Raw genomic sequence first — 18,255 nt, forward strand, 5'->3', positions numbered from 1 at the left:
GCCGTGTCGACGCCCGAGCCGGCCGGGCGCCGATCGAACGCCCTCTCGATCCGCGCGCGCATCACCATCGGCAGCGTCGCGGTCGCGACCGTGCTGTTCGCGCTCGCCGCGATGCTCTTCTACCAGGTGGTCTCGGGGATCGTCGAGCGGAGCGAGCGCACCATCCTGGTCTCGATCGAGGACGAGATCCGCCGCGACATCTCGGCCGGCAACGTCCCCCGTGCCGACGGCTCCTCGACGGGTCAGCTCTACCTCGCCGTGAGTCCGGAGGGGGATGCCGGTGCGACGACGATGCCCGCCCGCCTGTCGACCTCGATCCTCGACGAGCTGAGGGCGAGCGCCGCCGACTCGACCCCGCGCTACACCGAGATCACGACGGGCTCGACCCGGTACCTCGTGCGCATCACCGCGGTCGAGGCCGATGACGGCATCTGGTCGGTCGCGACCGCGCGGGATCAGGCCGCCTCGCAGCTCGTGCTCGACGACTTCGCTCATGTGCTGGTCTACGCGGCGATCTTCCTCGTCGTCACGTTCGGTCTCGCCTCCTGGATCCTCACCGGTGCGGCTCTCGCACCGGTCAGACGGATGCGCGCCCGCGCCGACCAGATCGCCGCCGACCCCGGCCAGGGCGACCAGCTGCCGGTCGTGGGCACCCGCGACGAGATCGACGAGCTGGCCGAGACTCTCAACGCGTTCCTGACGAAGCAGAGCGCCTCCCTCGCCCGCGAGAAGCAGATGGTCTCGGATGCGAGCCACGAACTGCGGACTCCGCTCGCCGCCCTGTCGGCTCAGCTCGAGATCGCCCACCACCGCGTCGAGGATCCGGTGGCGGTCGACCGGGTGATCCTCGACGCGCGCAAGAGCGTCGACCGGCTCGTGCGCCTTGCCTCGGCCCTCCTCGACATCTCGCGGATCGAGAGCCGGTCGGTCCGGCCGACGGCTCCGTTCGACGAGCTGGTCGACGAGCTCGTCGGCGCCGTCGACCGCACCCGGCTGCTGGCGAGCGAATCGGGCGTCGAGATCGACTACGACATCGACGAGCGCGAACCGTCGCGCCTCTATGCCGTCGCGGCTCAGGACTTCGGACGTGTCATCGACAATCTGGTCCGCAACGCGATCCAGGCGATCAGCGGCGGAGGAATGATCGTCGCCGCACTCAGCCAGAAGGACGGACGGCTGCTGCTCACCGTCTCGGACGACGGGCCGGGGATGCCCGACGCCTTCATCCCCGTCGCCTTCGATCGGTTCTCGCGGCCCGACGACTCCCGGACGCTCGCGTCAGGCGGCAGCGGGCTGGGCCTGGCACTCGTGCACACGACGGTCCTCTCGGCCGGCGGCACCGTCGCACTCTCGAACCGCGAACCGCACGGGCTCGTGGTCGACATCGTCCTGCCGCCGGTGGGCTCGGCGTCGCGCTGATCGAGGACGGAACGAGGCGGTTCTCGCAGAGGTACCGCTCAGGAGGCGATGTCTCCGCGAGAACTGGTTCCCTCGGTGCGAGTCAGCGCTGGTCGTCCTCGGGGCGGACAGGCGCCGGCTCGCCCGTCACCGGCGGCGGCGCCCAGACGGTGTTCGGCGCCTCGGCCCCGGCGGCCTGCCCATCGAGCAGGTTGCGGGCCCGGTTGACCACCTCGGGGTCGACGAGGACCGAGTAGCTGGTCGCGATGACCTGCATCGTCGAGGTGAAGTCGCGGCGACGGCGGTTCACGGCGTAGGAGGCGAGGCCGAACAGCATCCCGAAGCCGGCACCGAGCAGAACGGCGGCGATCAGGAAGGAGAACTCGGTCGTCGGAGAGAAGATGATGAGCAGGAGGCCCAGGAACACCCCGAGCCAGGCTCCGGACGCCGCTCCTGCCAGCGCGACGCGACCCCACGTGAGCTTGCCGGTCACCCGCTCAACGCTCTTGAGCTCGTTGCCGATGATCGCGAGCTGGCGCACGGGGAAGTCGGCGCGGGCGAGCACATCGACGGCGGCCTGCGCCTCCTGATAGGTGTCGAAGGTGGCGAGGATCTCGCCGCGAGGGATGGTCGGGAAGGCCCGCCCGCGGCCGTTGAACGGCGTCTGCTGAGTCACCCGTTCAGGGTCGCACAGCCGACTTGGAGCCTTCTGAACAGTGATCGAGAGCATCCCGAGGGCCAGCCGGGAACGCACGGCTCCGGCCTGGGTGGGCGGCACTAGGTTTGTAGCCGTGAGTTCTGCCAGAGTCTTCGTCGCGCGCTTGGCCGGATGCAGCGTCTTCGACCCCGCCGGTGATCGCGTCGGCAAGGTCCGGGACGTGCTCCTGGTCTATCGGCAGAACGACCCTCCGCGCGTCGTGGGACTGGTCGTCGAGATCCCCGGCCGCCGACGCGTCTTCGTCTCGATCGGCCGCGTGACCAGCATCGGCAGCGGGCAGATCATCACCACCGGGCTCATCAACGTCCGCCGCTTCGAGCAGCGCGGAGGCGAGGTCCGCGTGATCGCCGAGCTCCTCGGCCGGCGCATGAGCTTCGTCGACGGCTCGGGCGACGCGATCGTCGAGGACGTCGCGATCGAGGAGGTGGGGCCGGGTGAGTGGCAGCTCGCCCAGCTCTTCGTGCGCCGTCCCAAGACGAGCCCCTCCCCCTTCGCCAAGGGCGCGACCGCGTTCGCCGGCTGGCGCGAGGTGCGCGAGAGCGTCTCCCGCGAGGCGCAGTCGGCCGAGCAGTACGTCGCCAGCCTCTCCGAGCTCAAGCCCGCCGACCTCGCCAGCACACTGCTCGACCTTCCGCAGCAGCGGATGCTCGAGGTGGCCGGCGAGCTCTCCGACGACCGCCTCGCCGACGTCCTCGAGGAGATGCCCGAGAGCGAGCAGGTCGAGATCCTCGGCCAGCTCGACGACGACCGCGCCGCCGACGTCCTCGACCAGATGCAGCCGGACGATGCGGCCGACCTGATCGCCCAGCTGTCGGAGGAGCGCGGCGAAGCCCTGCTCGAGCTGATGGAGCCGGAGGAGGCGGACGACGTCCGCATGCTCCTCACCTACGCGCCCGAGTCGGCCGGTGGTCTGATGACGACGGAGCCGATCATCGTCTCGTCCGAGGCGACCGTCGCCGAGGGCCTGGCCCTGATCCGCCGCCACGAGCTCGCACCCGCCCTCGGCGCCGCTGTCTGCGTCACTCTGCCGCCGTACGAGCCGCCGACCGGTCGTTTCCTCGGCATGGTGCACTTCCAGCGGATGCTGCGCTACCCGCCGCACGAGCGACTGGGCACGCTGCTCGACCAGAGCCTCGACCCGATCACCCCCGACACCTCGGCCGCCGAGGTCGCCCGGATCCTGGCGAGCTACAACCTCGTCTCGGTGCCCGTGGTCGACGAGTCGCACAGGCTCGTCGGCGTGGTCACGATCGACGACGTCCTCGACTACCTGCTGCCGGACGACTGGCGCAGCCACGGAGACGACGACGAACCGCGGAAACCGGTGACCACGGCGACGCAGGGCATCCCGCTCGCCCCGCAGAAGACGACCAGGGCGAGCGGCGGACGACGACGAGGATGGAGGGGCGCCCGTGGCACGGGAGACTAAGCAGGACCGGCGGCTCGACGCCCCGAAGGGACTGCGCACGCGGGTCCTGCCGTTGCGCAACAGGCAGAGGAGCGACCGCTTCGGCCGGCTGACCGAGTCGTTCGCCCGCGGCATGGGGACCCCGTGGTTCCTGTTCGGCATGACGGTCTTCTGCGTGTTCTGGCTGCTCTTCAACACCTACGGCCCAGAGGATGCGCGCTTCGACTCGCAGGCCCTCGGGTTCACGGTGCTGACGCTGATCCTCTCGCTGCAGGCCTCGTACGCGGCTCCGCTCCTCCTGCTCGCGCAGAACCGACAGGACGACCGCGACCGCGTGCAGATCGAGCAGGACCGTCAGCGCGCCGAGCGCAACCTCGCCGACACCGAGTACCTCGCCCGAGAGGTCGTCGCCCTCCGCCTCGCGATCCGCGACATGGCGAGCAAGGACTTCATCCGCTCCGAGCTGCGGAACCTCGTCGAGGAGCTCGAGAAGGACCGCGCGGAGTCGGGCGCGCCCGAGCGCGGCGATGCCTGACGTCGCGGGCGCTGACCGAGCGGCGTGCGACCCGGCCGAGCTGCAGCGCGCCGTGCGCGAGTCGCTCGCACGGGTCGTCGATCCCGAGATCCGCAAGCCCATCACCGAGCTCGACATGGTCGAATCGGTGGTGGCCGACGCCGATGGTGCCGTCGACGTCGAGATCCGGCTGACCATCGTCGGCTGCCCGGCCGCGTCGGCGATCGAGCGCGACGTCCGCGAGGCCGTCGAGCGGACCCCCGGAGTGACGCAGACCCGCCTCGCGGTCGGCGTGATGACGCCGGCGCAGCGGAACGCCCTCACAGAGCGCCTCCGCGGCGCCCGGCGAACGATGCCGTTCGGTCCAGAGTCCCTGACCCGGGTCATCGCGGTCACCAGCGGCAAGGGGGGAGTCGGCAAGTCGACGGTGACAGCCAACCTCGCGGTCGCCCTCGCCGAGCAGGGCCTCTCGGTCGGGCTGGTGGACGCCGACGTGCACGGCTTCTCGATCCCGGGGCTCCTCGGACTCATGCACGACGGGCGGGTCGCCGGACCCACGCGGGTCGGCGAGCTGATGATGCCGCCCGTCGCTCACGGCGTCAAGGTGATCTCGATCGGGATGTTCCTCGAGGGCGATACCCGGGGCGCCGCCGTCTCGTGGCGCGGACCGATGCTGCACCGCACGATCTCGCAGTTCCTGACCGACGTCTACTTCGGCGATCTCGACGTGCTGCTGCTCGATCTTCCGCCGGGCACGGGCGACGTCGCCATCTCGATCGGCCAGCTGCTCCCCCATGCCGAGGTGCTGATCGTGACGACCCCGCAGCCGGCCGCCGCTGACGTCGCCGAGCGCAGCGGCGCTCTCGCGCGGCAGTCGGGCCAGCGCATCATCGGCGTCGTCGAGAACATGGCCGGGCTCCCCCAGGCCGACGGCACAGTGCTCGAGCTCTTCGGCAGCGGAGGCGGCGCCGAAGTCGCCCGCCGGCTCACGGCGAGCGGCGATCCGGTACCCGTGCTCGCATCCCTGCCGATCAGCGTCGCTCTGCGTGCGGGCGGTGACGACGGCGTGCCGGTGGTGGTCGGTGACCCCGGCGATCCCGCTGCGCGGGCGATCACGTCACTCGCGCGGGACCTCGCGCGGAGGCCGCGCGGGCTGACCGGGCGGAGCCTCCCGATGTCGGTCGGTTGACCCGGACGCTGTCAGCGGGTCACGGCGGCGCGCCTCAGGTGGCTTCGGAGTCGATGGGCGGCGGCGCCACCGTCGAGAGCTCGCCGGCACCGGCGGAGCGCTTCATCGTCGTGTAGTAGCTGTCCTGCTTCGACGCGGCGGTCGTGACCGGAGCTGCGACGGCGGACGGCGGCTTGACCGTCGGAGTGGGCGTGTCGTCCTCGAGGAGGGCGTCGCGGATGATCCGACGCGGGTCGTACTGACGCGGGTCGAGCTTCTTCCAGTCGACCTCGTTGAACTCCTCGCCCATCTCGTCCTTGACCCGCTCGCGGGCCTGCGTGGCGAATCCGCGCACCTTGCGCACGAGCTGCCCGAGCTGGGCGGCGTAGTGCGGGAGGCGGTCGGGACCCAGCACGAAGACGGCAATGACTCCGATGATGAGGAGCTTGTCGAACGTCAAACCGAACACGAGACAAGAGTAACCCGCCGCGCCTGCGTCGCCGACCTCGCGCGCCACCGTAGCCTGACCGTGCGGCGGGCGCGATCCGCCCCCGCATCGACGAAAGGGAGTCCCTCCGTGTCCGACAAGGATGCCAACTGGAAGTACGCCGAGGACGCCATCGTCGAATCGGAGGCGATCACCGCCGCCCGACGACTCTCGGTCGAGCTCGGCATCGACGCCGTCTCCCCCTCGATCGGCGCGCAGTCCGCCCTGGTCGCGGCCGCCGCACGTGCCACGTCGATCATCGAGATCGGCACGGGGACCGGCGTGAGCGGGCTGTGGCTGCTCGACGGCGCTCCCGAGGCGATGCTGACCTCGATCGACTCCGAGGCGGTGCATCAGCAGCACGCGCGCGCTCAGTTCCACGAGGCCGGGATCTCGCCGAACCGGCTGCGGCTGATCCCGGGACGCGCCCTCGAGGTGCTCCCCCGGATGAACGAGAACTCGTACGACATCGTCTTCGTCGACGGCGACCCGCTGCAGGTCATTGAGAACGTCGAGCACGCGCTGCGGCTCGTGCGACCGGGCGGCACCGTGCTGGTGCCGCACGCGCTCTGGCGCGGCCGGGTCTCGAACCCTGCTCAGCGCGACGAGATCGCGTCGGCGTTCCGCACGCTCGTCGCAGAGGTCTGCGCCTCGCCCGCGGTCGTCAGCGTGCTCTCGCCGATCGGCGACGGGCTGCTGCAGGCCAACAAGCGCCGCGCCTGACGCTGCCGAGCGTTTCCGCGCCTCCGAGGGACTGCCGGAGAAAGAGGGAACGCCCGCCGCACGGGGTGCGACGGGCGTTCTCGACAGTGCTGTTCAGATCCGGGCTGTTCAGATCTGGCGATGTGCTGCTCAGGCGGGAGACACCACGGACGCGAGCGCGTCGTGGAGTTCTTTCGCCTCTGCATCGTTGACCGAGACGACGAGGCGTCCGCCTCCTTCGAGCGGGACGCGCACGACGATGAGTCGCCCCTCCTTAACAGCCTCCATCGGTCCGTCTCCGGTCCTCGGCTTCATGGCCGCCATAGAGTTCCCCTTTCGTGACGTATCCGTCTATTATCGCGCATCCGCGGCCCTCACGAAATCCGCCCTCTCGGTGACCCTCAGGGGTTGCCGATCACGGCGGAGTCCAGTCGTAGCCGTCGACCGCCCAGCAGATGGTGATCCAGCCGATCTGGCCGGCGATGCCGAGGGCGACGAGGCCGCAGCGGAACAGCGGCGAGCGGGGAACGGCGAGTGCGCCGACCAGCGGGAACATCGGGCCGAGGAGCCGGAATGTGCTGGACTGCGGGAAGAAGAAGGCGAACAGGTAGACGGCGTATCCGGCGACCCAGACGCGGCTGAACAGGTCCAGACGTCGTGTCCACGGAGCCGCCAGGATGCCCACGAATGCGGCGACCAGCAGCACGACGATGAGGATGCCGATCAGCGGGGCGCCGAACCACCAGTTCCCCCACCAGGCCCCGCTCTGGAACCACGCCGTGAAGGGGAAGAGCTCCTGGTAGCCGATGTAGGCCGAGCGCCAGGCGAGCTCGGTGTCGGTGTAGGCGGTCGGCGACCCCGTCACCGCCCACGCGGCGGCGGGCCAGAAGAAGCCGACGACGAGGCCCCAGCCGGTCAGCGCGACGGCAGGGAGCCAGTCGGCGCGCGGGAACGGCTCGCGAGCGCGGCGGACGAACCGCACCACGACATAGAGGCCCATCGCGGCGGCGAACGCGAGACCACTCGGCCTCGTCAGCCCCAGCAGGAGCACGACCGGGAACACCCAGGCGAACTGCCTCCGTACGAGCAGCAGCAGTGCGATCGCGGTCAGCATCATGGCCATCGACTCGGCGTAGGCGAGCTGCAGCATCGGCGAGGTCGGCGCGACGCAGAAGAGCAGAACCGCCATCAGCGACTGCCCCTCGCCGAGCGAGTGCCGGAACAGGCGGTAGAGCACGAGGCACGTGGCGGCTCCGCAGATCACCGAGATGGCGACGGCGGCGGTCGCCCAGCCGAGTCCGGTGACGGCCATCAGGAGTCGCACCACGGCCGGGTACAGCGGCATGAACGCCCACGCGTTCTCGCCGATCTCCCCCGCCTCCGTCACTGGGAGCACGGACGGGTAGCCGGAGGTCGCGATGATCTCGTACCAGCGGCCGTCCCACATCGTCGCGAAGTCGACGTAGGAGGGGGACGGGCCCGTCCACGAGTTCTGCGCCTGGTTCGCGGCGAACTGCAGCAGGATCACCGTCGTGACCACCCGGGTCGCGACGAAGACGGCCAGGACTCGGACCCACCACGGGACGAGACGCAGCTGCGCCCTCCTCCGCACGGGGAGCTGAGCCGTCAGGGCGTTCACGCCGAGCCGCCGAGCCAGCGGCGCAGTCCCGCCGCGCAGTCGGTGATCTCGTGAACTGCCACACGCTCGTCGTCGGCGTGGGCGCGCAGCGGGTCGCCGGGACCGTAGTTGACGGCGGGGACTCCCAGCGCCGAGAAGCGGGCGACATCGGTCCAGCCGTACTTCGGCTTCGCCTCAGCTCCCACTGCGGCGAGGAAGGCGGCGGCGAGCGGAGCGTCGAGGCCGGGGCGGGCGCCCTCGGCGAGATCGACGACCTCGACCTCGAAGCCGTCGAAGAGCTCGCGGAGGTGGGCGACCGCCTCCTCGCCGCTCCGGTCGGGGGCGAAGCGGTAGTTGACGTGCACGGTGCACAGATCGGGGATGACGTTGCCCGCGACCCCACCCGAGACCCGGACGGCGTTGACGCCTTCGCGGTAGACCAGCCCGTCGACCTCGACGCTTCGGGGCTCGTAGGCGGCCAAGCGGTCGAGGATCGGGGCGGCCGCGTGGATCGCGTTCTCGCCGACCCAGCTGCGCGCGGAGTGCGCACGCCGACCGCGGGTGATCACGTCGACGCGGAGGGTGCCGTTGCAGCCCCCCTCGACCTCCGCGCTGGTCGGCTCGCCGAGGACGGCGAAGTCTGCGGAGAAGAGGTCGGGGCGCTGAGCGGCGAGCCGGCCCAGGCCGTTGAGATCGGAGGCGACCTCCTCGTTGTCGTACCACATCCAGGTGATGTCGACGACCGGATCGACGAGCTCGGCGGCGAGGACGAGCTGCACCGCGACTCCGGCCTTCATGTCGACCGTGCCGCGCCCGACGAGGTGCTCGACACCGTCGATCGTCTCGACGCGGACCGGCAGATTGTCGTTGATCGGGACCGTGTCGAGGTGGCCGGCGATCGCCACGCGCTGGGCGCGACCGAGGTTCGTCCGCGCGACGACCGTGTGACCGTCGCGGATCACCTCGAGGTGGTCGTAGGGCGCGAGCGCGAGCTCGACAGCATCGGCGATCGCCTGCTCGTCACCCGACACCGACGGGATGTCGCAGAGGACCCGCGTCAGCTCGATCGGATCCGAGCGGAGATCGAGGGGCACGACGGCGGGAGCGTCGGAGGTCGGAGCGGCCATGCGTCCCAGGCTACCGGCCGCGCCCCCCGCGCTACCCTGGTCCGCATGACCACCCAGAGCACCGCCGAGTCCGCCGCGCCCGCCTCCGCCTGGGGATACGGCCTCGCGACGATCGCCTCGGACGGCACCGTCCTCGACACCTGGTTCCCGGAGCCGCGGCTCGGCGCCATCCCCGCCGACCGCGATCCCTGGATCGTGCCGGCCGAGTTCGAGGCGCTGGCGGGCGAGGATGCGCGCCGTGAGGTCCGGATCGACGTGGTGACGCTGCAGATCGACACCCAGGCACCGCCGGCCTCGACCTCCGACGCGTACCTCCGCCTGCACCTGCTCTCGCACCTGCTGGTACGGCCGAACACCATCAACCTCGACGGCGTCTTCGCCCATCTGCCCAACGTGGTGTGGACGAACGCGGGGCCGGTGTCTCCGGAGTCGTTCACGCGCCTACGCCCCTCGCTCCGCCGCCACGGGATCCAGGCGGCCGGGATCGACAAGTTCCCGCGCCTCACCGATTACGTGACCCCGGCCAAGGTGCGCATCGCCGACACGTCGCGGGTGCGACTCGGCGCGCACCTCGCCCCGGGTACGACCGTCATGCACGAGGGCTTCGTGAACTTCAACGCCGGCACGCTGGGCAGCTCGATGGTCGAGGGGCGCATCTCGCAGGGGGTCGTCGTCGGCGACGGCTCCGACATCGGCGGAGGCGCCTCGATCATGGGCACTCTCTCGGGCGGGGGCGTGCAGCGCGTGTCGATCGGCGCGCGGGCACTGCTCGGGGCGAACTCCGGGATCGGGATCTCGATCGGCGACGACTCCGTCGTGGAGGCGGGCCTCTACGTCACCGCCGGCACGAAGGTCGTCGTGGTCGGCGGCGCGCCGCGAGCCGACGGCCGCCCGCAGACGGTCAAGGCCGTCGAGCTCTCAGGAGTCCCGAACCTGCTGTTCCGCCGCAACTCGCTGAGCGGCGCCGTCGAGGTGCTCGCCCGAACCGGCGCCGGCATCGAGCTGAACGCGGCGCTGCACGCCTGACGCCCGAGCCCCCTCGCGTTCCGAGGTCGATCCTCCGGCGACTGCGGAAGCGAGGAGCCTCGCGCACATGGCGAGAGCCCGATTCCTCCTGATCTCTCGGGGAATCGGGCTCTCAGCCCTGTCTCTGCTGCCGCGGATCAGCGGCCGGTGGGCCAGTGGCGCTCGGGGGCGCCCATGTAGAGCTGCTGGGGGCGGCCGATCTTGGTCTGCGGGTCGGTGTTCATCTCACGCCAGTGGGCGATCCAGCCCGGGAGGCGGCCGATGGCGAACAGCACGGTGAACATCCGCGTCGGGAAGCCCATCGCCTTGTAGATGACACCGGTGTAGAAGTCGACGTTCGGGTAGAGGCGGCGCTCCTTGAAGTAGTCGTCCTCGAGCGCGAGGGCCTCGAGCTCCATCGCGATGTCGAGGAGCGGATCCTTCACTCCGAGGGCCTGCAGCACCTCGCCCGCGCTCTCCTTCACGAGCTTGGCGCGCGGGTCGTAGTTCTTGTACACCCGATGGCCGAAGCCCATCAGGCGCACGCCCTCCTCCTTGTTCTTCACCCGCTCGACGAAGGTCTGAACACTCTCGCCGGACTCGCGGATGCGGCCGAGCATGGTCAGCACGGCCTCGTTCGCTCCGCCGTGCAGCGGCCCGAACAGCGCGTTGATGCCGGCCGAGACCGACGCGTAGAGGTTGGCCTCGGTGGAGCCGACGAGGCGGACGGTCGACGTCGACGCGTTCTGCTCGTGGTCCTCGTGCAGGATCAGGAGGCGGTCGAGCGCCTTGGAGAGCACGGGGTCGATCTCGTACGGCTCGGCCATGGTGCCGAAGTTCAGCCGGAGGAAGTTGTCGACGAAGCTCAGCGAGTTGTCGGGGTAGAGGAACGCCTGGCCGATCGCCTTCTTGTGCGCGTACGCCGCCATCACGGGCAGCTTCGCGAGGAGGCGGATGGTGGTCAGCTCGACCGCCTCCGGATCCTTCGGGTTCGAGGTCTCCTCGTAGTAGGTCGAGAGGGCCGAGACGCCCGCGGAGAGCACCGACATGGGGTGCGCGTTGTGCGGCAGCGCATCGAAGAACCGCTTGAGATCCTCGTGCAGGAGCGTGTGACGGCGGATCCGCTCGTCGAAACCCGCGAGCTCGTCGGCCGTGGGCAGCTCGCCGTAGATGAGGAGCCAGGCGACCTCGAGGTAGGTCGCGTTGGTGGCGACCTCTTCGATCGGGTAGCCGCGGTAGCGCAGGATGCCCTGGTCGCCGTCGATGTAGGTGATGCGCGACTTCGTCGCCGCGGTGTTGACGAAGCCGTAGTCGAGCGACATGAGGCCGGTCTGCTTCGTCAGCGTCGAGAAGTCGATGCTCGAGGCGCCGTCGACGCTGCGGAGGACGGGGAACTCGGCCGTCCGATCGCCGAAGGTCAGCGTGACCTTCTCGGGCTGGGCCTCGGCCGCTGCCGGCGCGCTCTCCGTGGCGGGCTCGGGTGTCTCCACCGTCGCGGGTCCGTCGCTCTGCGTGCCGGATTCGGTCACAACGCCTCCCAGGTCGTCACGTCGCATCCCTGCGCGCGCTCGCTCGGAGCGGGCGGCGCCGGGTCTGGATGGTGGTGCAGCGCGCGCCGTCGTGAGGCGACATCGACCGAACCACATACAGCCTATGGGCAAAGCGGGGGCACTGTGACACCCGCCAGCGCTCGCCGCTGCGCCCTGTGGGATCCCTCCAGGATCGCGCGGAGAGGCGCCTCAGAGACCGGCCGAGAGACGGTCGGCGGCCACGGCGATGCGCTCGTCGGAGGCCGTCAGCGAGAGCCGCACGTGCTCGGTGAAGTGGTCGCCGTAGAAGACGCCGGGGCCTGCGAGGACGCCGATCCGCGCCAGCCGATCGATCGACTCCCAGGCCGGCCGTCCCTCGGTGGCCCAGAGGTAGAGTCCGGCCTCGCTGCGGTCGATCCGGAAGCCGGCGGCCTCGAGGGCCGGCCGGAGACGGTCGCGGCGCGCGCGGTAGCGCTCCTTCTGCTCGGCGACGTGCGAGTCGTCGGCCAGGGCGACGATCATCGCCTCCTGGAGCGGAGCAGGGACGATCATGCCGGCGTGCTTGCGCACGGTGACGAGGCGTGCGATCAGCGCCGCGTCTCCGGCGACGAAGGCCGCGCGGTAGCCGGCCAGGTTGGACTGCTTGCTGAGCGAGTAGACGCCGAGGACGCCTCGGCGCTCCTCCCCCGCCACCCGGGGGTCGAGGATGCTCGGGATCGGCTCGCCGACCCAGCGGCCGTCCCAGCCGAGCTCGGCGTAGCACTCGTCGCCCGCGATCACGGCTCCGAGCTCGCGCGCCCGGGCAACGGCGCGCTGGAGCGCCGGAACGTCGAGCACGGCGCCGTCGGGGTTGCCGGGCGAGTTCAGCCAGACCAGGCGGGTGGCCTCGGGCCACTCGTCGGGATCGTCGGAGGCGAGCACCTCGGCGCCCGCGATCGCGGCGCCCATCGCGTAGGTCGGGTAGGCCGCGCGGGGATGCACGAGGACGTCGCCCTCGCCGAGCCCGAGAAGGAACGGCAGCCAGGCGACGAGCTCCTTCGAGCCGATGGTCGGCAGGATCTCGTCGAGACCGAGGCCGGGTACTCCGCGGCGCCGGTCGTACCAGGCGGCGATCGCCTCGCGGAGGGCAGGGGTGCCGACCGTCGTCGGATAGGAGTGGGCGTCGGTCGCGCGGGCCAGGGCTTCGCGGATCGGCGCAGGCGTGGGGTCGACGGGCGACCCGATGGAGAGATCGACGATCCCGCCGGGGTGAGCCGCCGCGGTGCGTGCATACGGCCCCATGAGATCCCAGGGGTAGTCGGGCAGCGCTCCGAGTGCCACGGACGCGCCTCAGTGGGCCTGGGGAGGCAGGACGGCGATGACCGGGTGGTCCTTCGCGATCACGCCGACCTTCGCAGCGCCGCCCGGCGAGCCGATCTCGTCGAAGAACTCGACGTTGGCCTTGTAGTAGTCGGACCACTCCTCGGGCAGATCGTCCTCGTAGTAGATCGCCTCGACGGGGCAGACCGGCTCGCAGGCACCGCAGTCGACGCACTCGTCGGGGTGGATGTAGAGCGAGCGCTCGCCTTCGTAGATGCAGTCGACCGGGCATTCGTCGATGCAGGCGCGGTCTTTGACATCGACGCACGGAAGTGCAATCACGTAGGTCACGGTCGTGGACGTCCCTTCGAACAGAGGTCTCTATCGTACGGGGAGCGGCGGTGCGGCGACGCCGCCGGGCGCCGGGACGCGCAGTCGCGGCCAGGCGATCACGACGAGCGCGATCAGCGCCGGCAGGAAGGTCCAGGCGATCCCCATGCCGTTCGCGGGGACGAGCACCGAGCCCCCGGTACTCCGCAGGGCGAGGAGGCCGATGACTCCGAGGAGCCCCATCGCCGTGCAGAACGCGACGAAGCGATCGACCATGACCAGGCGGAGGCCGAGGAGCAGCAGGAGGACCGCCGCGAGGGACGCGATGAGTCCGAGGGGGAGGACCGCTCCACCGACGGTCACGGTGCTCTGGTGCGCGACCGTCGTGATGGTGCCGACGACGGCGCCGACGGCGACCGCGGCGACTCCGGAGAGCAGCCGCGAGCGGAGGCCCGGGCGCTGCTCGACGGCGGGCCGGGGCTCGACGGGCGGCGCGGACGGGCGGAAACGCTCGACCCGGCCGATGGGGAAGGGTGGGCCGCTCGACAGCCGCGCCTGCTCGCCCTCCACGACGAGCTGGGTCGCGTGGGCCTCGAGGGCCGAGCGCTTGCGCGCGTAGTCGTCGTCGGTCAGCTCGATCGCCACATCGCCGGGGAGCGGCTCGGCATCGACGGGCAGGACGGCGAGGAAGCGCAGGCCGAGGCGCTCGGCCGCCTGCCGCGCGACGCTCGCGGTGCGGATGTGATCGGGGTGGCCGTAGCCGCCTCCGTCGTCGTAGGAGAGCACGGCGGCCGCGCCGGTCTGCGAGAGGACGGCGACGAGGTCGGCGATCTCCTCCTCTGCGTCGGCGCTGGTGAGGGAGTGCGGATCGGCCGGCTCGAGCGGGACGGGCACCCGACCAGGGCCCCACTGCATGCCGGAGTCGCGGTAGATGCGGGGCGTGAGACCGGGGGCTCTGGCACCCGCGTCGCCGAGGAAGCGGTGGTCGGCCACACCGAGCGCGGTCAGAGCGACGACGAGCTCGGTGGTGCGGTGGGGGGCGAGCTGATCCGAGCCCTCGAGGGCCGCCAGGTCGTCGGGGATGACCTCGCCGCGCTCGCCGCGAGTGGCGGTGACGACGGTGACGGCCGCTCCCTCCGCGACGAGATGCGCCAGAGTGCCGCCCATGGTTATGGTCTCGTCGTCCGGATGGGCGTGCACCGCCACGATCCGCTCGGTGACGCCGTCTCGGGTCGCGTCCACTCTCTGCCTCTCGTCCGACGCGTCTCCTCCGGCCCGCGCCACTGATGGACAGGCACGCGGGCATCGGGCTACAGTCGACTCCGGTAAGGCAAGGCTTACCGAAGGAACACGGCCCGGGGCGGGTGCCGTCCCGTCCTCCCCGCCCTCGATCAAGAGAACACGCGTGCTCGCAAACTACCTCATCGGCCTTCGCGAAGGCCTCGAAGCAGGCCTCGTGGTCGGCCTCCTCGTGGCCTACCTGACCAAGCTCGGCCGCCGCGACGTCCTGCCCCGGCTGTGGACCGGGATCGCCGCCGCGATCGTGCTGTCGCTGGGCACGGGCGCGATCCTCACCTGGGGGCCGTACGGCCTGTCGTTCCAGGCGCAGGAGCTGCTCGGCGGCGGTCTCTCGATCCTCGCCGTGGGCCTCGTGACGTGGATGATCTTCTGGATGGGCGCTCACGCCCGGAGCCTCAAGGGCGAGCTCGAGTCTAAGCTCGACGGCGCCGTGGCCGGCTCCGCGATCGGGATCGTCGTGCTCGGCTTCGTCAGCGTCGGCCGCGAGGGAATCGAGACCGCGCTCTTCGTCTGGGCCAGCGTGTCCTCGAGCAGCGCCGATTCCGGATCGGATGCGTGGGTCGGCACGATCGGCGCGTTCCTCGGGATCCTGAGCGCCGTCGTCATCGCCTACCTGATCTTCCGCGGCTTCGTCCGCATCGACCTCGGGCGCTTCTTCACCTGGACCGGTGGATTCCTGATCCTGGTCGCCGCCGGCGTGCTCGCGTACGGCGTGGGCGACCTGCAGGAGGCCTCGCTGCTGCCCGGTGGGGGCGCGCCGCTGTTCAGCCTCGGCTCCGTTCTCCCCGCGCCGATCGCCGCGGTGCTCGGCGGGCTCTTCAACTACACGCCCGAGCCGACCGCGCTCCAGTTCGCGGCCTGGCTGCTCTACCTCGTCGTCGTCGGCACCCTCTTCCTCCGCCAGGTCCGCCTCCGCAGGCCGCGACGGGGCAGCGCGGCCCCGGCCGCGGCGCCCACCACCGCCTCCGTCTGATCTTCTCGACCCGCTCCGGCATCGCCGGGCCGGCCTCCCTCGACACCAGGAGAACAATGTCCTCGCGCACTCGAACCCCGCTCCCCCGTGCCCTCACCGGCCTCGCAGGAGTCGGCGCGCTCGCGCTGATCCTCACCGGCTGCGTGCCGAACACGACTGACGCGTCCTCCTCCGCCGCCCTCGACGTCGCGATCAGCGACGAGACGTGCGACGTGTCGACCGCCACCGCCGAGGCCGGAGCCGTCACCTTCGCACTCGAGAACACGGGATCGGACGTCAACGAGTTCGAGATCCTCGCCGAGGACAAGCTGCGCATCGTGGGCGAGAAGGAGAACGTGACCCCGGGCCAGAGCGTGTCGTACGTCGCGCAGCTCGAGCCTGGCACCTACTACACGGCCTGCAAGTTCCAGCAGGTCGGCGCCCCGATCGGGCTCACCGAGTTCACGGTGACCGGCGAGGCGACCGAGCAGTCCGCCGACGAGCAGGCCGCCACCGAGGCCGCCGTGACCAACTACATCGCCTACGTGAAGTCCCAGTCGGGCGAGCTGCTCCCCGCCGTGAAGGCGTTCACCGACGCGTACGTCGCCGGCGACGACGAGACCGCCCGCAGCCTCTTCGCCTCGACCCGCGTGTTCTACGAGCGCATCGAGCCGACCGCCGAGGCGTTCGGCGACCTCGACCCCAGGATCGACTACCGCGAGGTCGACGCGGTCGCCGAGGGCCTCGATTGGACCGGCTTCCACCGCATCGAGAAGGACCTCTGGGTGCCCGCGCCGGACGCGCTCAACTCCGACGGCACCAGCGCCTACCTCGACTGGGCACCGTCGACGACGGAGCAGCGCGCCGAGTTCGGCCAGGGCCTCGTCGACGACGTGCAGAGCCTCTACGACCTCGTGAATGCGGCCGACTTCACGGTCTCGGTCGGCGACATCTCGAACGGCGCGATCGGACTGCTCGACGAGGTCGCCGCCGGCAAGATCACGGGCGAGGAGGACTGGTGGTCGAGCACCGACCTGACCGACTTCGCCGCCAACGTGCAGGGCGCAGAGGTGGCCTTCGGCAACGTCGAGCCCATCGCCACCGCGACCGGCGACGACGGCGCCGACCTCACGGCGCAGATCACGGAGCGCTTCACCGAGCTCGACACGATGCTGGCGCAGTACGGCTCGATCGATTCCGGGTTCGTCGCCTACTCGACGCTGACGGCCGACCAGAAGAAGGAGCTCTCGGACCAGGTGAACGCCCTCTCGGAGCCCCTCTCGCAGCTGACTCACACGGTGCTGGGCGTCGAGGAGCCCGCGGCGTAGTGAACGACGAGCAGATCGCGGACGACCCGGAGTCGACCGCCCCGGTCGAGCAGCCCCGCCGCCTCTCGCGGCGCGGACTGCTCGGCCTCGTCTCCGCCGGGACGGCGGGTATCGCCGCGGGGGTCGGCGGCACCGTCGCCGTGACCTCGACGGCGGCCGCCAGCGCCTCCGGAGCAGCGAACACGGTGCCGTTCTTCGGACCCAACCAGGCGGGCATCACCACCGCGGCGCAGGACCGTCTGCACTTCGCCGCGTTCGATGTCGCGTCGGGAACCACGCGCGAGGATCTCATCGAGCTCCTGCAGGACTGGACACTCGCCGCATCCCGGCTCTCCCAGGGTCTCGAGATGAGCGAGGAGGGGGCCGTCGGCGGACCCGACACCGCTCCTCCGCAGGACACGGGCGAGGCCCTCGGGCTCGACGCCTCGTCGCTCACCGTGACGTTCGGCTTCGGCCCGACGCTCTTCACCGATGCCGACGGTACCGACCGCTTCGGCCTGGCCGACCGCCGGCCGCCCGAGCTCGAGGCGCTCCCGCGCTTCCGCGGCGATGCGCTGCTCCCCGCGGGCAGCGGAGGCGACCTGTGCATCCAGGCGTGCGCCGACGACCCGCAGGTGGCCGTGCACGCGATCCGCAATCTCAGCCGCATCGCGTTCGGCCGCGCGTCGCTCCGATGGTCGCAGCTCGGGTTCGGGCGCACCTCGTCGACCTCGACCGCGCAGGCGACGCCGCGCAACCTCTTCGGGTTCAAGGACGGCACGGCCAACGTGAAGTCGGAGGAGGCGGACGCCGTCCAGGAGCACGTCTGGGTGCAGTCCACGGACGGCCCCGACTGGCTGGTCGGCGGGAGCTTCCTGGTGGCACGCAAGGTCCGGATGATCATCGAGACGTGGGACCGCTCCCAGCTCGGCGAGCAGGAGCGGGTGATCGGCCGGAGCAAGGGCTCGGGAGCTCCCCTGTCGGGCGGCGGCGAGTTCACCGAGCCCGACTTCGACACGGCCGGCGCGACCGGCGCGCCGCTCATCGACAAGGAGTCGCACGTGCGGCTCGCGCATCCGACCGTCAACGGCGGGGTGCGGCTGCTGCGGCGCGGCTACAACTTCGTCGACGGGAACGACGAGCTCGGGCGCCTCAATGCGGGGCTGTTCTTCCTCTCGTTCCAGCGATCGCCCCAGCAGTTCGTCACGGTGCAGCAGAACCTCGCGAACGACGCGCTCAACGAGTACATCAAGCACGTGGGGTCGGCGATCTTCGCGGTTCCCCCGGGAGCGCGCGACGAGAACGACTTCGTCGGCTCCGGGCTCTTCGCCTGATGCCGGGGCCTCTCGCAGCACCTGAGGAGACGCGCATGCTGTCCCAGCCACTGCGCCGCT

At 70.9% G+C, this 18,255-nt stretch carries 18 protein-coding genes; 9 read left to right on the plus strand and 9 right to left on the minus strand.

Annotation, left to right across the window (positions count from 1 at the left end):
• The first annotated feature begins 3 nt into the window (after positions 1-3).
• Positions 4-1,419, plus strand: a complete 1,416-nt coding sequence (locus ASG06_RS18145) for a sensor histidine kinase (protein ID WP_056044971.1) — start codon at positions 4-6, stop codon at positions 1,417-1,419.
• 82 nt (positions 1,420-1,501) lie between these two features.
• On the opposite strand, the gene ASG06_RS18150 is transcribed toward ASG06_RS18145, so the two are convergent.
• Positions 1,502-2,074, minus strand: a complete 573-nt coding sequence (locus ASG06_RS18150) for a general stress protein (RefSeq protein WP_082499353.1) — start codon at positions 2,072-2,074, stop codon at positions 1,502-1,504.
• A gap of 115 nt (positions 2,075-2,189) precedes the next feature.
• On the opposite strand from ASG06_RS18150, the gene ASG06_RS18155 reads away from it, so the two are divergent.
• From ASG06_RS18155 to ASG06_RS18165, 3 genes are read left to right on the plus strand one after another with little or no spacing between them, the layout of a single operon-like run.
• The gene (locus ASG06_RS18155) at positions 2,190-3,545 is read left to right on the plus strand and encodes a magnesium transporter MgtE N-terminal domain-containing protein (protein ID WP_056044974.1); all 1,356 of its coding nucleotides are present in this window, start codon (positions 2,190-2,192) and stop codon (positions 3,543-3,545) included.
• Positions 3,529-4,059, plus strand: a complete 531-nt coding sequence (locus ASG06_RS18160; RefSeq protein WP_056044975.1) for a DUF1003 domain-containing protein — start codon at positions 3,529-3,531, stop codon at positions 4,057-4,059. Before ASG06_RS18155 ends, ASG06_RS18160 begins: the two co-directional genes overlap by 17 nt.
• Complete coding sequence (locus ASG06_RS18165) at positions 4,052-5,227, plus strand: Mrp/NBP35 family ATP-binding protein (RefSeq protein WP_056044977.1); 1,176 nt, start codon at positions 4,052-4,054, stop codon at positions 5,225-5,227. The genes ASG06_RS18160 and ASG06_RS18165 overlap by 8 nt, the downstream gene beginning before the upstream one ends.
• A gap of 34 nt (positions 5,228-5,261) precedes the next feature.
• Here the strand turns inward: ASG06_RS18165 and ASG06_RS18170 are convergent, their stop codons facing one another.
• A complete protein-coding gene (locus ASG06_RS18170) occupies positions 5,262-5,675 on the minus strand; it encodes a twin-arginine translocase TatA/TatE family subunit (RefSeq protein ID WP_056044980.1) in 414 nt (137 codons plus the stop codon).
• 108 nt (positions 5,676-5,783) lie between these two features.
• On the opposite strand from ASG06_RS18170, the gene ASG06_RS18175 reads away from it, so the two are divergent.
• On the plus strand, positions 5,784-6,416 hold the full coding sequence (locus ASG06_RS18175; RefSeq protein ID WP_056044981.1) for an O-methyltransferase: 633 nt from the start codon (positions 5,784-5,786) through the stop codon (positions 6,414-6,416).
• Positions 6,417-6,545: 129 nt separating this feature from the next.
• On the opposite strand, the gene ASG06_RS19735 is transcribed toward ASG06_RS18175, so the two are convergent.
• The 3 genes from ASG06_RS19735 to dapE form a co-directional block, all read right to left on the minus strand.
• A complete protein-coding gene (locus ASG06_RS19735) occupies positions 6,546-6,719 on the minus strand; it encodes a DUF3117 domain-containing protein (protein ID WP_068208299.1) in 174 nt (57 codons plus the stop codon).
• Between the two features lie 91 nt (positions 6,720-6,810).
• The gene (locus ASG06_RS18180) at positions 6,811-8,034 is read right to left on the minus strand and encodes a hypothetical protein (protein WP_082499354.1); all 1,224 of its coding nucleotides are present in this window, start codon (positions 8,032-8,034) and stop codon (positions 6,811-6,813) included.
• Positions 8,031-9,140 carry a succinyl-diaminopimelate desuccinylase gene (gene dapE / locus ASG06_RS18185; RefSeq protein WP_056044982.1) on the minus strand — a complete coding sequence of 370 codons (1,110 nt, stop codon included), beginning with the start codon at positions 9,138-9,140 and terminating at the stop codon, positions 8,031-8,033. Before dapE ends, ASG06_RS18180 begins: the two co-directional genes overlap by 4 nt.
• Before the next feature lie 45 nt (positions 9,141-9,185).
• On the opposite strand from dapE, the gene dapD reads away from it, so the two are divergent.
• The gene (gene dapD, locus ASG06_RS18190) at positions 9,186-10,166 is read left to right on the plus strand and encodes a 2,3,4,5-tetrahydropyridine-2,6-dicarboxylate N-succinyltransferase (protein ID WP_056044984.1); all 981 of its coding nucleotides are present in this window, start codon (positions 9,186-9,188) and stop codon (positions 10,164-10,166) included.
• Between the two features lie 137 nt (positions 10,167-10,303).
• Here dapD and ASG06_RS18195 read toward each other — a convergent pair whose 3' ends face one another.
• The 4 genes from ASG06_RS18195 to ASG06_RS18210 all read right to left on the minus strand — a co-directional run bounded on the left by ASG06_RS18195 (position 10,304) and on the right by ASG06_RS18210 (position 14,545).
• Complete coding sequence (locus ASG06_RS18195) at positions 10,304-11,566, minus strand: citrate synthase (RefSeq protein WP_056045496.1); 1,263 nt, start codon at positions 11,564-11,566, stop codon at positions 10,304-10,306.
• Between the two features lie 318 nt (positions 11,567-11,884).
• The gene (gene dapC, locus ASG06_RS18200) at positions 11,885-12,994 is read right to left on the minus strand and encodes a succinyldiaminopimelate transaminase (protein WP_056044986.1); all 1,110 of its coding nucleotides are present in this window, start codon (positions 12,992-12,994) and stop codon (positions 11,885-11,887) included.
• 9 nt (positions 12,995-13,003) lie between these two features.
• Positions 13,004-13,324: a ferredoxin gene (gene fdxA, locus ASG06_RS18205; protein WP_056044987.1), complete on the minus strand. Its 321-nt coding sequence runs from the start codon at positions 13,322-13,324 to the stop codon at positions 13,004-13,006.
• Positions 13,325-13,354: 30 nt separating this feature from the next.
• On the minus strand, positions 13,355-14,545 hold the full coding sequence (locus ASG06_RS18210) for a PIG-L family deacetylase (protein WP_056044989.1): 1,191 nt from the start codon (positions 14,543-14,545) through the stop codon (positions 13,355-13,357).
• 163 nt (positions 14,546-14,708) lie between these two features.
• Between ASG06_RS18210 and efeU the strand changes: the two genes are divergently transcribed.
• From efeU to efeB, 3 genes are read left to right on the plus strand one after another with little or no spacing between them, the layout of a single operon-like run.
• The gene (gene efeU, locus ASG06_RS18215; protein WP_056044990.1) at positions 14,709-15,575 is read left to right on the plus strand and encodes an iron uptake transporter permease EfeU; all 867 of its coding nucleotides are present in this window, start codon (positions 14,709-14,711) and stop codon (positions 15,573-15,575) included.
• Positions 15,576-15,631: 56 nt separating this feature from the next.
• The gene (efeO, locus tag ASG06_RS18220; RefSeq protein ID WP_056044993.1) at positions 15,632-16,882 is read left to right on the plus strand and encodes an iron uptake system protein EfeO; all 1,251 of its coding nucleotides are present in this window, start codon (positions 15,632-15,634) and stop codon (positions 16,880-16,882) included.
• A 14-nt stretch (positions 16,883-16,896) separates the two neighbouring features.
• On the plus strand, positions 16,897-18,195 hold the full coding sequence (gene efeB / locus ASG06_RS18225; protein ID WP_056045499.1) for an iron uptake transporter deferrochelatase/peroxidase subunit: 1,299 nt from the start codon (positions 16,897-16,899) through the stop codon (positions 18,193-18,195).
• Positions 18,196-18,255: the final 60 nt, after the last annotated feature.

Source organism: Rathayibacter sp. Leaf185 (genome assembly GCF_001423885.1).
In the GTDB taxonomy this organism is placed as follows: Bacteria; Actinomycetota; Actinomycetes; order Actinomycetales; family Microbacteriaceae; genus Rathayibacter.

Coding starts and splice junctions, on each gene's coding strand:
- dapD (WP_056044984.1), top strand. CDS start 9,186: ATGACCACCCAGAGCACCGCCGAGTCCGCCGCGCCCGCCTCCGCCTGG.
- ASG06_RS19735 (WP_068208299.1), bottom strand. CDS start 6,719: ATGGCGGCCATGAAGCCGAGGACCGGAGACGGACCGATGGAGGCTGTT.
- efeO (WP_056044993.1), top strand. CDS start 15,632: ATGTCCTCGCGCACTCGAACCCCGCTCCCCCGTGCCCTCACCGGCCTC.
- dapE (WP_056044982.1), bottom strand. CDS start 9,140: ATGGCCGCTCCGACCTCCGACGCTCCCGCCGTCGTGCCCCTCGATCTC.
- ASG06_RS18165 (WP_056044977.1), top strand. CDS start 4,052: ATGCCTGACGTCGCGGGCGCTGACCGAGCGGCGTGCGACCCGGCCGAG.